This is a genomic window from Burkholderia sp. Z1 (assembly GCF_014893795.1).
In the GTDB taxonomy this organism is placed as follows: domain Bacteria; phylum Pseudomonadota; class Gammaproteobacteria; order Burkholderiales; family Burkholderiaceae; genus Burkholderia; species Burkholderia theae.
Window position 1 is genome coordinate 19,981 of the sequence record NZ_JACFYL010000001.1, and the last position, 12,986, is coordinate 32,966.

Annotated in this window: 12 protein-coding genes and 1 tRNA gene; 3 read left to right on the plus strand and 10 right to left on the minus strand. The window is 61.5% G+C overall.

The window, feature by feature from the left end:
* Positions 1-5 precede the first annotated feature (5 nt).
* Positions 6-764 (plus strand): anti-sigma factor family protein, encoded by a 759-nt coding sequence (locus tag H3H55_RS00075; RefSeq protein ID WP_413463954.1) that lies wholly within the window; start codon positions 6-8, stop codon positions 762-764.
* Between the two features lie 818 nt (positions 765-1,582).
* Here the strand turns inward: H3H55_RS00075 and H3H55_RS00080 are convergent.
* From H3H55_RS00080 to H3H55_RS00115, 8 genes are all read right to left on the minus strand, one after another.
* The gene (locus H3H55_RS00080; protein WP_193097352.1) at positions 1,583-1,900 is read right to left on the minus strand and encodes a hypothetical protein; all 318 of its coding nucleotides are present in this window, start codon (positions 1,898-1,900) and stop codon (positions 1,583-1,585) included.
* 15 nt (positions 1,901-1,915) lie between these two features.
* Entirely contained in the window at positions 1,916-2,815 is a 900-nt protein-coding gene (locus H3H55_RS00085) for an Imm72 family immunity protein (protein WP_193097353.1), read from the minus strand.
* An 88-nt stretch (positions 2,816-2,903) separates the two neighbouring features.
* On the minus strand, positions 2,904-3,980 hold the full coding sequence (locus tag H3H55_RS00090; RefSeq protein WP_193097354.1) for an Imm72 family immunity protein: 1,077 nt from the start codon (positions 3,978-3,980) through the stop codon (positions 2,904-2,906).
* Positions 3,977-5,557: a hypothetical protein gene (locus H3H55_RS00095; RefSeq protein WP_193097355.1), complete on the minus strand. Its 1,581-nt coding sequence runs from the start codon at positions 5,555-5,557 to the stop codon at positions 3,977-3,979. The genes H3H55_RS00090 and H3H55_RS00095 overlap by 4 nt, the downstream gene beginning before the upstream one ends.
* A 2-nt stretch (positions 5,558-5,559) precedes the next feature.
* A complete protein-coding gene (locus H3H55_RS00100) occupies positions 5,560-8,334 on the minus strand; it encodes a type VI secretion system Vgr family protein (RefSeq protein ID WP_193097356.1) in 2,775 nt (924 codons plus the stop codon).
* A gap of 178 nt (positions 8,335-8,512) precedes the next feature.
* On the minus strand, positions 8,513-9,076 hold the full coding sequence (locus tag H3H55_RS00105; protein WP_193097357.1) for a hypothetical protein: 564 nt from the start codon (positions 9,074-9,076) through the stop codon (positions 8,513-8,515).
* A 234-nt stretch (positions 9,077-9,310) separates the two neighbouring features.
* Entirely contained in the window at positions 9,311-9,565 is a 255-nt protein-coding gene (locus H3H55_RS00110) for an Imm74 family immunity protein (RefSeq protein ID WP_193097358.1), read from the minus strand.
* Positions 9,566-9,583: 18 nt separating this feature from the next.
* A complete protein-coding gene (locus tag H3H55_RS00115; RefSeq protein ID WP_193097359.1) occupies positions 9,584-10,024 on the minus strand; it encodes a hypothetical protein in 441 nt (146 codons plus the stop codon).
* Positions 10,025-10,586: 562 nt separating this feature from the next.
* Between H3H55_RS00115 and H3H55_RS00120 the strand changes: the two genes are divergently transcribed.
* Positions 10,587-10,663, plus strand: a tRNA-Val gene (locus H3H55_RS00120).
* A gap of 306 nt (positions 10,664-10,969) precedes the next feature.
* Entirely contained in the window at positions 10,970-11,485 is a 516-nt protein-coding gene (locus H3H55_RS00125) for a DUF2628 domain-containing protein (RefSeq protein WP_193097360.1), read from the plus strand.
* Positions 11,486-11,585: 100 nt separating this feature from the next.
* Here the strand turns inward: H3H55_RS00125 and H3H55_RS00130 are convergent, their stop codons facing one another.
* Both H3H55_RS00130 and H3H55_RS00135 read right to left on the minus strand, forming a co-directional pair.
* Complete coding sequence (locus H3H55_RS00130; RefSeq protein WP_193097361.1) at positions 11,586-12,467, minus strand: sigma-70 family RNA polymerase sigma factor; 882 nt, start codon at positions 12,465-12,467, stop codon at positions 11,586-11,588.
* Positions 12,467-12,943 (minus strand): carboxymuconolactone decarboxylase family protein, encoded by a 477-nt coding sequence (locus H3H55_RS00135; protein WP_193097362.1) that lies wholly within the window; start codon positions 12,941-12,943, stop codon positions 12,467-12,469. The genes H3H55_RS00130 and H3H55_RS00135 overlap by 1 nt, the downstream gene beginning before the upstream one ends.
* Positions 12,944-12,986: the final 43 nt, after the last annotated feature.

Genomic DNA, 12,986 nt, shown 5'->3' on the forward strand with positions numbered 1-12,986 from the left:
TCATGATGAACATTCCACCTAACGAACACGACCTTCAGGCCTACGTCGACGGCCAGCTCGACGACGAGGCGCGCGCCGCGGTCGAGCGCTATCTCGCGCTGCATCCGGAGCGCGCGGAACAGGTGAAGCAATGGCAGCAGGATGCGCAGCGGTTGCGGGCGGCGCTGGAGAGCGTGCGGATGCCGGCCGATAACCCTGCGCTCGATCCAGCGGCGATTCGCGGCCGGCAGGCGGAACGCTCGCGGATGCGGTTCGCGATCGCGGCTTCGTTCGTGTTCTGCGTCGGGCTGGGGACGTTTGGCGGGTGGCAAGCGCGCGGGTGGAATGCGGCGCCGGCTGTCGCGCCGATGAGCGATGCGGTAGAGGCTTACCGGATGATGGTGGTCGATCAGACGGCGAAGGTCGATTACCGGCCGACGGGTGCGGGCGATTTGCAGGGGTGGCTCACCAAACGCGTGGGAGCGTCGGCGAGGCTGCCGGATTTGAGCGCGGCGGGGTTCCGGCCGGTCGGTGGGCGGTTGTTCACGACGGACAGCGGCGCTACTGCTGCGATGGTGCTTTATGAGGACGAGGCCGGGCGGACGCTGAGCTTCTATCTCCGGCCAGCGGAATCGGAACATCGGCTGCTGCCGGCCGGGCAACGCGCGGATGGCGCGTTGCTGGCACGGTATGGGTCGGTGAACGGGCTCAACTATGCGGTGGTCGGGCCGGCCGGGAGTCTTGGGGAAAAGGCGGTCGTGCAGGCGCTCGATCAGCAGACTTGAGTGGTACGATGCGCGCCGCGGTGGGGGCGTTGGCAAGGCGCCAGCGCCCTGCGCGGTGCGGCTTGGCTGGCTTGAGCGTGCTTACGCTCACCGCTTGAATGCACAGCGTTTCGAGTGACTTTGCTGGGCGGTTGTCCACATCTGAACGTTGTTCGGTGCCCTCACCTTGGAAATCACAGGGTTTTGAGTCGGCGCGGAACAGGATATCCACATCGGTCATGGCGATGACGCTTGCCGCCATCGATCGACTCGCTCACCATTGGTCGGCACAGTGTTTCGGGTTGTTTTGGCGTGCGATATCCACAACCCGTGAGATAACGCAAACACCAGCACTGAATTCAATTACCCTCACCCATTGAATGCACAGGCCTTCGAGTGCTTTGACTCCTCGATATCCACAAGGCATTCAATCACGACGGATCGCGCGAAAGCTATCCGCATCATCTGCTCCGTTCCGGCAAAGCCTCATCAGACGAGGCATTCGGGCTGATTCGTGTGGTCGAATGCAAGGTGCTCACCTGTTCGATGCACAGAGATTCGATTGGTCGGGTGCGTGAGTTGTCCACATACGGGCCGCCGACAAGCGCACGAGACACGACGCACATTCCGCATGCGTCCTCCACGTCGTCGAGTCAACCGTCTCCATCCAGTTGTGCGCTCGCGCATTCGGATCGGCCCTTCACGGTCAGAATTCACCGAAATCCACTCCTGGCCTGCGATCCGGCTGCACGCTCACCTTCTGCTTTCACAGCGTTTCGCATCGTTTTGTGCCTTGGTTATCCACATGCGAAGGCCGATCACCTCCACCGCCTCCGAAGTCACTTGGTCAAATAAGTCCCGAGAATCTCGCCCGTCTCCGGCGAAATGACGTAATAGATCGACTTCCCGAGCCGGTTTGCGTCGCCGAGCCCCCGCATGCCGGGAATCAGTTTCGCCATGAACGTAATGCCGATGACGTGATCCTCTGGTTTGGGATCGACCGTGGCGGCATGTTCATCCGTGATGCAGATCTCGAAGTTGTGCAGATCCTGCCCGGTCGTCGCAAAGTCTTCGTAGGCCGCCTTCAGCCCAAGAAGCGTCGCGGTGTTGAGCGTGACCGAGCATCGATCGACCGCACCGAAATTCAGCTTGCTCATGGTGTTCTCCGAATATCACCGGTCCAGGTTTGTCAGCGACACCTGCCGAGGCTCGAGGAAATACTGCGATTCGTCGGGAACGACGCCGTTCACGTAACGCCGGTCTTCCCACAGCAATCTCCAGCACGTCGGGATGAGCAATCCCGGGAAATCATCCGTGAGGTTCGGCGCACGCGTGCCCCGAGTGAAATAATTGAAGCAACCTCCATTACGCAAACCGGGCATGACGATCGGCACGATGCCCGGCCGCCTCGACCACTCGATGACGACAGGCTCCCAGATGCCGTCGCAAGGCACTTTCCGGCCGGTCCAGATGACTGGGCCCACCGCTTGCGGAACCGCGGGCAGCGCCTCCGGAAACACCGGATACGGAAGCGTGTGGAAGTTACGCTTATAGGCATTCGGGGACAGCAGCAGTCTTGCCGTGCGGAGTTTTGCGAGGTCGCCGAACCTATCCCCCGGATCGAACGGCGCATACTCCATCTGGTACTCCGACGCGTGCAGCAGTTGAGCCAGCGCTTCAATCTTCGGCGGGTACGGTGCAGCCTGCGCGCCGCGGTCCCAGTAATCGGGATGAGGGTAGAAATACGCTTCTAAAAAGTCATAGCGCCTGGACGCGTGCTGCAGCGGCCCACCGTGCTGCCAGACGAGCCGGTTCCCTCGGGCCAACTCGGTCAGCCCTCGATCGTAAGCGGCAAGAATCTCGGCGATGAGCGGAAAGTGCTTGTCATGAATTCCATCCGGATCGTCATCGGGCCAAGTGTTCACTGCGTGCTCGTACGCGTTCGCGAATCGCGCAAATGCATCGCGCTTGCGCTTCCAAAGCGAAAAGCTGGTCAGGCGTTGAAGCAGCCAGAAAATCTTGCGCCGCGTCGCGTCGTCCGTCAGGTCGTACAGCTTGATCGTGTCGGTCATCGCTGACCTTCGTTGTTCGCCGCCAATTGAGTAGCCGCGGTCACTTTTCTGTTGGACGCCCTGGTCTGGATTTCGCCACCCGCCCGCGCTACGAACGCTTCACCAGATGCCACGTCACCCAGTGCACCTTGAGTTCGCCCAGATTGTCCCTGACGAGCATGTCCGGCATCGCCGCACCGGCTTCGACACGCAGTGTCTTGCCGCCGTATTCGTCCGTCTGCCATTCGCCGGTAACCGGGCAGCGATCGCCAGTCCGGACCTGCGCGACGGTTTCGCGGTCCGACTGTGGCGCTTGCGGCGGCTCGAGGAAATACTGCGATTCGTCGGGGATGATGCCGTCCGCATATCGCTTGTCTTCCCACAACAGTCGCCAGTGCGTCTTGACGGCCGCGCGTGTCTCGTCATCCCTGAGGTTCGGCGCGCGAATGTCCCGAATGAAATAATTGAAGCAGCCGTTGCTACGCAGACTGCGATTGCCGACCGGCACGACACCCAGCAACTTCGATTGCTCGACGGCAACGGGTTCCCAGATGCCGTCACAAGGTACCTTGTCTCCGGACTTGATCACCGGGCCGACGGCTTCCGGAACCTCCGGCAAGTCCTCCGGAAACACCGGATACGGAAGCGTGTAGAAGCTGTGCTTGTATGCATTCGGGGACAGCAGCAACCCTACCGAGCGCAGTTGTGCGAAGCAGTTGTTCGAAGGTTCCGGCTCAAGCGGCGCATATTCCATCTGGTACTCCGATGCGTGTAGCAATTGAGCCAGCGCATCGACCTTCGGCGGGTACGGCGCAGCCTGGGCACCGCGATCCCAGTAATCGGGATCAGGGAAGAAATACGCGTTCAAATGGTTATACCGATCGATCGCGTATTCCAGCGGCTCCCCGAGCTGCCAGACGAAGCGATACCCGCGGGCCAGCTCGGACAATCCTCGATCGTAAGCGGCGAGAATCTCGAAAATGGTCGGCAAATTGTCTGCCGGCATGGTCTCCGGACCATCTTCGGGCCAGGTCTTCACCGCGTTCTCGTATTCATTCGCGAAGATCGCAAACGCATCGCGCTTGCGCTTCCAGAGCGAAAAACTGGTCAGACGTTGAAGCAGCCAGAAAATCCTGCGTCGCGTCGCGTCGTCCGTCATATCGTACTGCTTGATCGTATCCGTCATCTCTGACCTTCGTAATTCGCTGCCGATCGAGTCGCTGCGGTCACTTTGCTGTTGGTCGCCTTGGTCTGGATTTCGTCACTCGCCAGCCGGCGCGTCTTCGTCGAATAGTGGATGTCGTCCTCGTACTTGCTGTAGCCGTACACCTTCTCGACATTCTCCCAGTTCGTCTTGTGGAACTCGATCTTGACGCCGTCGAACTCCCGCTCGACGTGCAGGTTCGCGTGCCCGGTGAAATTCTTGAACTTCTCCTTGATCTTGTTTCCTTCTTCGGTCACGTATTCCGACAGTTTTCCGAAATCGACGACCAACTGATCGGCCCCGCCTTCGAGATACTGCACGGGCGTCGCCGTGCCGTACTGTTCGGCAATCTTTCCGGCCCATGCATTGGCCGTCGGCATACGCTCGCCGAAATCGTGTGGCAACTGCATGACCACAATGAACCCGTTGCCGTTCCAGGTATCCAGCACCGCGGAGAGCCTGCGCCACTCCTCCGCGGTCTTCGGCGGCTCGCCGACGCCCCAGAACGCGGGATTCCTGCCACCCGCCGTGCTGCCTTTCTCGTAGCTAGCCAGTTCGGACGGGTTACCGAACACGCGATAGACCTTCTTGCCCGCGAGTTCCTTCGCAGTCAGCGCCTTGATTGGGCCACTGAACGAGGCAACGTCGAGAAACACGTCTTCCTTGCCGAACAGAGGCATTTTGCCTCTCCTCTTGAGGATGTCCGGCCATCCCTCGCCAATTTTCTCGCCGTATTGCGACTTGAGCCACGCTTCTACCTTACCGTCGTCAGCCAGGCATTCTGCCGACGGAAAGCGGCCCCGGCGAATATCGCGGGCAAACCTGCGCTCCTGCAGATACGCCTCTGCCTCGCGCTGGAGCTTCGGTACACCGCCTGTCGCGATTTCATGCACCTCGCCGCGATAGACCATGTTCTGCAGCACCTTGAGCTTCGCGTTCAGCTCCTTGATCGCATCCGGCACGATCTTGTCGGCCATGTCCTGAATCGCGTGAAAACCGCTGCTGACACGCTCGAGCGCAGCTCGCCATTTGTCCGGCAGCATTCGACCGACGCGTGCTTCGAGTGAACGCTGAATGGCCACGCGAACCGTCGCGCAAAAATCCTTCAGCCGGGAAATCGCTTGCGCCTGGTACTGGCCCAGGTCCAGCGCCTTCAACCACTTCGGTGCATCGCCGTGCCCCATCCGGTTCAGGAACTGCACAACCGCCTTGAGCAGTTCGGCATCTTTCGCGACATCTCCGGTGACCTTCAGCAGCAAGCGCCCGACCCCCTTGATGACACCGCCCACCACCGGGATCAGCGCGAAGACGAGTACTACCAGCAGCACGCGCTGCATCGTGTCGGCGCGCTTGACCGGATCCTGGCTCATGCCGATGCTGACGGCCAGCAGATCCCGAACGGCGGTTGCATCACCCACCAGCGGAATCATGCCGATCACCGCATCGACGATGATCTGGCTGATAGTCTGTTTTTCATTGAATGCGCCTTCCAGCGTTCCCCAGCACCATTGCCCGACTTCCAGCGACGTTGCCTTGAAATCCTCGATCGTCAAGCTCACGCTCACGCTCCCCCGTGCTTGTTGATGATTGAATCGATGTCGGCATCGGAAAGGCGCTCTCCCTTGTAGTCGGGATTGGCGGTCGTATCCTTGCGCGCATACGCGCGCGCGTCCGGCCCGAGTTCGACCTTGATGGCGCCGGCCGGCACGTTCTCCAGATGCATCCGGCCTTGCGAATCCAGCACGCCTTCGCGCGTGGCGCCATCGGACAGCGTCGCAACATACTTCGCGCCCTGCACCGGCTCGTTGTCGTGATACTGGTATTGCAGCGCCGCCGCATGCGTGGAAGTCGGCATCGCCGGCAACGGATAAGCCATGCTCGCCGGCCCCGCGAACGTGTGCGACGCGCCTTTGATATCGACCTTTCCGGGCGCATGAACCTCGACGTTGCCATCCTTGATCCGGATGTACGCGCCGCCGCTCGTCAGCAGGATCCCCTGATCGGCCGCGATCTCGATCCGGTCCGTCGACGATACGACCTTCACCGCCTTCTGCGCGGTCACCTCGATGTTGTCCGACTGCGCCTGGATCTCGACCTTGCCCTTGCCCGCGAACAGCTTCATCCCAGCGTTCTGCGCGAACAGGCTCAGCTTCTGCCCGATACTCGCCAGCAGCGACTTGCCCGCGGCAACATGCACGCTCTGCCCGCTCGCGACGTTCACGTGATCGTTCGCAACCACGTGCACCGACTGCTGCGTCGACATCCCGATCCCCGACGGGCTGCCGAACAGCATCACCGGTTCCTTGAACGCGTTCGCGTTGCTGGTGCCGCCGCCTGCCGTGCGTCCGCCGGACGCGCTACCCGATGCGCTGCTCTGCGTCGCATCGGCAAACGCACGCATCGTGTCCTGCGCGTCTTTCAGGCTTTCCGCCTGATGCTGCTCGCTCACGCCCGACATCGCTTCGACAAGACTCTCGCCCGTCACGAGTTGTTGCTGAGCTTCCTTCACATCGAGAGGCTGGCTATTGGCCGACTTCGGATGCGTCGTCACGTACAAGCCCTGGCTCGCCCGCACCGCGCCATATGCATCGGAGCGCAAGTCGAACCCGCTGCCGAGATACGACCCGCGCGAATTGCCGCTCTGGTCGATGATGTAGCCGAGATGCAGCAGGCTGTTCGCGCTGCTGCTCATCAGTTGCACGCGGTTCTGCCCGGTCGCATCGTCCATCACGAGCTGGTTGTAGCCGCCGCCCGAATACTCTTTCGACCGATATCCGGACAGGATCCCGTCGGTATGCCACTGCGGCTGGTTCGCGCCGTTGTACACGCGCCCGACCGCCAGCGGCCGGTCGCAGTCACCGCCGACGTAGTCGATCAGCACTTCCTCGCCGATGCGCGGCACGTGCACGCCGCCGTAGCCGCCGCCCGTATCCGACTGCACGACGCGCACCCAGCACGATGCGTTCTCGTTACCCGGATTCAGGCGATCCCACACGAACTGCACGCGAATCCGGTTAAGTTCATCGGTATAGACTTCCTCGCCTTGCGGCCCGACGACGATTGCCGTCTCGAGATGCATCTTCGGCTTGTGATGTTCGAACGGGCTGCGATACGGCACGCTCGCGCGTTGCGCTTCGACCTCGACGAGATAGAAGCCGACCGAACCGTCGCCATGCGAGATCTGAAGGCCGGGGGTGTTTTCGTATCGCGCACGCGCCTGATCAAGCGGACGCGCCAGGCTATGCGGGAAATCCGAATCGGTGCCGGGTACGGGCAGGTTGTTCTCGATCCACCACGCCACCTCGATCGCGGCGAACTCGCGCTGATCGGCGGGATCGCGATCATGCTCGGGATGATCGGCTAGCGTGAAGCGCCGGCCGGCGTCGATCGCGCGCACACCGCCCGTGCCACGGAAGCGCTTGGCCTGCGACTCCCACTCCTCCATCCGGACCTTCGTCAGATGGTCGCCGCGCGTCTGGTCCAGATACGTGTAAGCGCCTGTGTACTCGTAGACTTCGAGCTGGTCAGGCAACTCGCCTTGGCCGCCCATCGTCGGCAACGACGTGCCCTTCGGGTTCGCCGACTGCGAAGGGTTCTTGTAGTCGAACGTGCGCGTCGTGAACGTCACGCTCTGCAGCGTACGCGTGCCCGACCATTGCGTGAACGCGTCGGCCTCGCCGGCCACACCACCATGGTAGAAGCGCACGGTTTCGGGCGACAGCGGCGCGAACACCTGCAGGTTGTCGGTGATGACGAGCGTATGCGACTTGCCGTCGTCGGCCTGCTGCCACGTGCCGTAAAGACCCTCGTCCTCCATCAACCGGTGCACGAAATTCCAGTCCGTTTCGCTCTGTCGCGTGTACGACCGGTTTGCCAAAGGTTGCGACACCGCAAACCGGAACCGCCCGCGCGCTTCCGGATGCATGCCCAGCACATCGGAAATAATGTCCTCTGCGCTCTTGTCGATCCAGATCTTCTCGTCGCGGCGAAACTGGAGCACGTGCATCCACGTGCGCAGCTCGAGTTGATAAGTCGTCAGACCGCCATTCGCGCCAAGCCGACGCGCGGTGTAGATGTAGCCGCTGATGGGCCGATATGCATTGTTCGCCTGCTGAATCCACAGCGTTGCCGGTTGGGCAATCAGCTTCTTGAGCTCAAGACCGTCATTGCCCGCTATGACGTCGAGCGTGAACGAATAGTCTCGTCCGATCCGCGATCGGCCAACCGCACGCTGTACGGCGAGTGCGTTGGCTCCCAGCGGAGTATCCAACTTGAGCAAACGATCCTGCTGAAGCAAACCACCGCGAAGCGCGGCGCCGACGTCCGGCACGTTCATGATGCAGCCCTTTTTTATTTCAGCACCCTCGGATGGTGTCTGTGACTCTGTCGGGCGGGATTTTACCGTTTAATCAGGGCACTAAGATTATTCGTCCGATCATGAGAAAGGACATGGCTGGAACACGCGCTCTGCGATCCGTCATGCGGATCAGTCGACCGTCGTCGTGTTGCTGCGTTCACGCCGGCGTGCCATCGTCGCTCAAGCCACTTCGCGTCAACACCTCCCGCAGGCACACCGGACACACGTACTCACCGGCATCCCACAGCTTCACGAACGTGGCCCGATCGTCGATCCGGAACGCCGATTCGACGATGTCGATATCCGGCCCGAGCACCTTGCGCAAAAACGCTTCGTCAAACCAGTGCTTCGGTTCGTGCTTCATCGTGCCATCGGTCACCTGCACGACATGGCAATCGCGAATCACGTCGATCGTCAGGATCGCGGCCTCGATATCCGGCGACGTGCGCGTCGGCCAGATCAGCCCGTGAAGCTCGCATCGCGCGTGATTGCGAGGCCACTTTGCATTCGCCGCGACGACGGACGTGTCGAACGCCTGCTCTTTCGTCGTCGGTTGATAAGGCGTTTCGCCTGAGCGCACGAGCAGTTCGTCCAGGCACGCCAAACACTCATACGCGCGCAAGCGCTCCAGCGCCGCGATCTTCGGAAATGCCGTCACGTGCGCGACCTGATCGACAAAGGTCGCATCGACCTCGTGCTCGTCGAGCTCGGCGCGCAACATCCACATCTCCCGGCTGTATCTCGGCCGGTCGAGCGAGACCTTCACGAGTTCGCCGGGCACACACTGCCCGCGCAGTTTGATGCGTGCGGCAACGCCCGTCGACGTTGTCGCCGTGGAAGCATGTCCGTGCCGATGGCAAACGCTTGGTCCCATTACTTGCCCCAGTTGCGAGCGCCGCTCGGGTCGCCCTGTACTTTCTTCGGTTTCATCGCGTCGGTTTTCATCGTCGCTAACTCAGGATTCAAAGTCGACCGTCGTCCGTCGCAACGAGAAATGCGCAGTAATCGCCGAAATCACGGCCTGTCGCGTGACGACATCGATCGCCTCGTCGTGTCTCGGCTCCACGTACTTCATTGAATCGACGTAGACGACAAATGCGGGACCGTTGTCCGCGACCGGCAGCAGCGCTTCGCCAAGCACCCGGACCGGCCGCTTGCCATCGGACAGCTCAATCGCACCGCGCGACACCGTCAGGACCTTGTACGTCATTGCTTTGCCTCGCGTGATTCAGTCGTTACGGAACTGCACCTCGAAACTCAAATCCCCTTGCCTCGGATCGTAGCGAAACTCGGCAACTCCCCACGCACACGGTTCGAGCTGTGCTACCGCAGGATGCTCGCTCACCACCGTCAAGCCCGCTGACTTCGCAATCGACCGCACGATCTTCGACTCGATGATGCTTTCGTCGAAAAAGCGGATCGTCTCGAACAGGATCGTCACGCTAGCGAGTCGCCCTTCGTTCACGTCGATCACGCATTCGCCTGTGTGACCGCCGAAGGTGACCTTCTGCAACAAGTGATAACGCACCTCACCGTTCGCCGCTGGCTGCGCCGACGAACACAAGCGACGAATGTCCTCACCCAACTGCCCGTCGCTTCCGACCTCGATGCGAGCACGGTCCGCATGAACCGAACCGCTTTGCCAGTCAACCCGAATCGCCTGTGCCATGTCGCGAGGCCTTCACATCCTGAATGCCGGCGATTCTACAGACACGGAGGTTCGCACCTTGCCCACATGCCTCACGGGCTGCGGCTTGGTCCATCCGTTCACCGCACGCAGTGCATATCCCGCGCGAATCACAGTCGACGGACTGTGCTTATCCAAAGGTGTTAACAGGGTTCGTATACATACGTAGTGATAGTTAACAAGCCCTGTGCCTCACAGTGGATAACCTCCCTAACGCACTGAATTATCAACACGAAGCAGGATGCATAACCATGGGCACCTCACGTGAACAGCTCCGCGGAGCACAGAACAACTTTTCGTCGATTCACAGCCGCGACGACATATCCTCAATCGCTCCACTGTGAATCCAGAGGCTTGCAAGACGGTTATCCAGAGGGGAATGTGGATAACTTCGCGGCACCGACACGTTTCGCTGTGACACGAGGCATCACGCACGCGCAGCAACCAACAAGACCATCCACCCGCACACGCACCCCCGATTCAAAAAATTTTCACGAAGGGGCTTGTGCTCCTCAAAAACCCTCTCTATAATTCGCGGCTTCTTAGGCTCGTAGCTCAGTTGGTTAGAGCACCACCTTGACATGGTGGGGGTCGTTGGTTCGAATCCAATCGAGCCTACCAACGAACAAAATGAAGGGGTCCGGCAGCACACATTGCCTACAGGTAATGCGGCTCGCCAAACATACAAACGCCACGCGGCAACCTCGCGTGGCGTTTTTCTTTTTCCGGCCGAAACAGCGCATGTTGCCCCGATGCGTTGTGCGATCCACGGCATCGCATCCTCACCTGCATATCGACCCGCAATACACACCGAGTAGAATCGTGTGCGCATCGAAGCGCGCTGCGCGGCAAGCCTCCCGATCTCCAGCGCACCCAAACCGCATCAGAACAACGACGCGCGATCCGCGCGATTGAGAGCAAACGACCATGTCCGAGGTCACGACCACCACGCCGTCGGCGAGCAACGACGAAATTGCCGCTTACGTCGGCAAGAAAGCCGCCTGGTACGAGCGGAAATGGACGATCGCCGAATCGCGCAAGAGCCGGCAGTCCTGGAACTGGGCAGCGTGCTTCCTGGGTCCGGTCTGGATGGCGTATCGATGCATGTACTGGCAAGCGGCCGCCGTGCTGGGCGTCACGCTCGGCATCACGCTGGTCGAACTGCTGTACTTCCCGAAATACTTCGAATCGAGCACGCTCGACCCGGTCACGATCGCGATCGCGGTCTCGCTCGGCTGGTACGGGAACGGCATCTACAAGACACACGTCGAACGCAAGATCGACAAGCTGCGCCCGAACGCGACGTCCGGCGAATCGTTTCTCGCGCTGCTGGAGGCGCAAGGCGGCACGAACTGGCTCGCGGCAACCGGGTTCGCCGTCGCGACGCCGCTGCTCGGTTTCCTGATGATCATGGTCCGCACCCTTGTGGTCGGGACGTATTGACTGCGGTAACCGGCGACCGGGAAAGCAGGGCGGAAAGAAGCGGGCGGAGGGCGCCGTCGCCGTGCATCCGCACGGCACGCGGCGCACGATTCCGCCGCCATCAATGCAGATGCTTCAACTTGTCAGGATTCCGCACGACATAGATCGCGACGATCTTCCCGTTCTCGATCTCAAGCGCCGTGGTCTGCAGCTCGCCGTCGGATTCCAGCGTGACGAAACCCGGCAGCCCGTTGATGAACCCGGCCCGCACGAGTTTCGACGCGTGCGTGGCGAACAGCTCGGCCAGATATTCGTGCACCTTCATCACGCGCTCGAAGCCGAACACCGGCTTGCCGGCGGCCGTGCGCTTGCCGCCGCCGTCCGAATGCAGGCTCACGTCCTCGGCGAGCATCGCGCCGAGCGCGCGCATGTCGCCGCTGCGTGACGCCGCGAAGAATGCTTCGGCCAGCTCGATCCCGCGCTGCTTCTCGACATGAAAACGCGGCCGCGCCTCGCGCACATGCGTGCGTGCCCGCGCGGCGAGCTGCCGGCACGCGGCCGGGTCGCGCTGGATCGTCGTGGCGACTTCGTCGAATTCGAGGCCGAACACGTCGTGCAGCAGGAATGCCGCGCGTTCGAGCGGCGAGAGCCGTTCGAGCGCGAGCATCAGCGGCAGCGTGACATCCTCCTGTTCATCTTCCTCGACGACCGGCTCGGGCAGCCACGGACCGATATAGGTCTCGCGCTGGTGCCGCGCGGACTTCAGCTGGTCGAGGCACATGCGCATCACCATGCGGCGCAGGAACGCCTCCGGTACGCGCACCTCGGTGCGGTCGACGTCCATCCAGCGGATGAACGCTTCCTGCACCATGTCCTCGGCATCCGCGACTGAACCGAGCATCCGGTACGCGACGCGGATCAGCGTGCGACGCAGCGGGTCGAAGCTCGCCGCCGCGTCGGCCCGTTCTTCGGGGCTGCCCTTGGCCGGATCGAGGTTCGTCATCAGGCCACCATCTGCGCGGTGGCGGCCTTCGCGTCGGCCGGATCGATCCACAGCCCGAAGCCGACGGCAAGCCGGTTCCAGCCGTTGATCACGTTGATCATCAGCGTGAGTTTCACCTGTTCCTCCTGGCTGAAGTGGTCGTTCAGCGCCGCATACGCCGCTTCGTGCGCCGCGTGGCCCTCGGACAGCCGCGTGAGTGCCTCGGTCCAGCCGAGCGCCGCGCGTTCGCGGTCGGTGTAGCAGGGCGCTTCACGCCACGCGGACAGCAGATAGATGCGCTGCTCGGTCTCGCCTTGCTCGCGGGCTTCGACGGTGTGCATGTTAATGCAGTTCGCGCACGCGTTGATCTGCGATGCGCGGATCTTGACCAGCTCGATCAGCGTCGGCTCGAGGCTCTTCGCGGCGGCGACCGACACGGTCATCCAGTTCTTCATCAGTGCGGGAGCGGCGGCAAACGGATTGAGTTTCGCAGTCATGGTTCCTTCTCCTTTCGTGTGGGTTCCGGTGATATGACGAGCG

Bases quoted from the DNA above. Each gene is read 5' to 3' on its own strand.
- H3H55_RS00075 (WP_413463954.1), top strand. From the start codon at position 6: ATGAACATTCCACCTAACGAACACGACCTTCAGGCCTACGTCGACGGC.
- H3H55_RS00080 (WP_193097352.1), bottom strand. From the start codon at position 1,900: ATGAGCAAGCTGAATTTCGGTGCGGTCGATCGATGCTCGGTCACGCTC.
- H3H55_RS00085 (WP_193097353.1), bottom strand. From the start codon at position 2,815: ATGACCGACACGATCAAGCTGTACGACCTGACGGACGACGCGACGCGG.
- H3H55_RS00090 (WP_193097354.1), bottom strand. From the start codon at position 3,980: ATGACGGATACGATCAAGCAGTACGATATGACGGACGACGCGACGCGA.
- H3H55_RS00100 (WP_193097356.1), bottom strand. From the start codon at position 8,334: ATGAACGTGCCGGACGTCGGCGCCGCGCTTCGCGGTGGTTTGCTTCAG.
- H3H55_RS00105 (WP_193097357.1), bottom strand. From the start codon at position 9,076: ATGTTGCGCGCCGAGCTCGACGAGCACGAGGTCGATGCGACCTTTGTC.
- H3H55_RS00110 (WP_193097358.1), bottom strand. From the start codon at position 9,565: ATGACGTACAAGGTCCTGACGGTGTCGCGCGGTGCGATTGAGCTGTCC.
- H3H55_RS00115 (WP_193097359.1), bottom strand. From the start codon at position 10,024: ATGGCACAGGCGATTCGGGTTGACTGGCAAAGCGGTTCGGTTCATGCG.
- H3H55_RS00125 (WP_193097360.1), top strand. From the start codon at position 10,970: ATGTCCGAGGTCACGACCACCACGCCGTCGGCGAGCAACGACGAAATT.
- H3H55_RS00130 (WP_193097361.1), bottom strand. From the start codon at position 12,467: ATGACGAACCTCGATCCGGCCAAGGGCAGCCCCGAAGAACGGGCCGAC.
- H3H55_RS00135 (WP_193097362.1), bottom strand. From the start codon at position 12,943: ATGACTGCGAAACTCAATCCGTTTGCCGCCGCTCCCGCACTGATGAAG.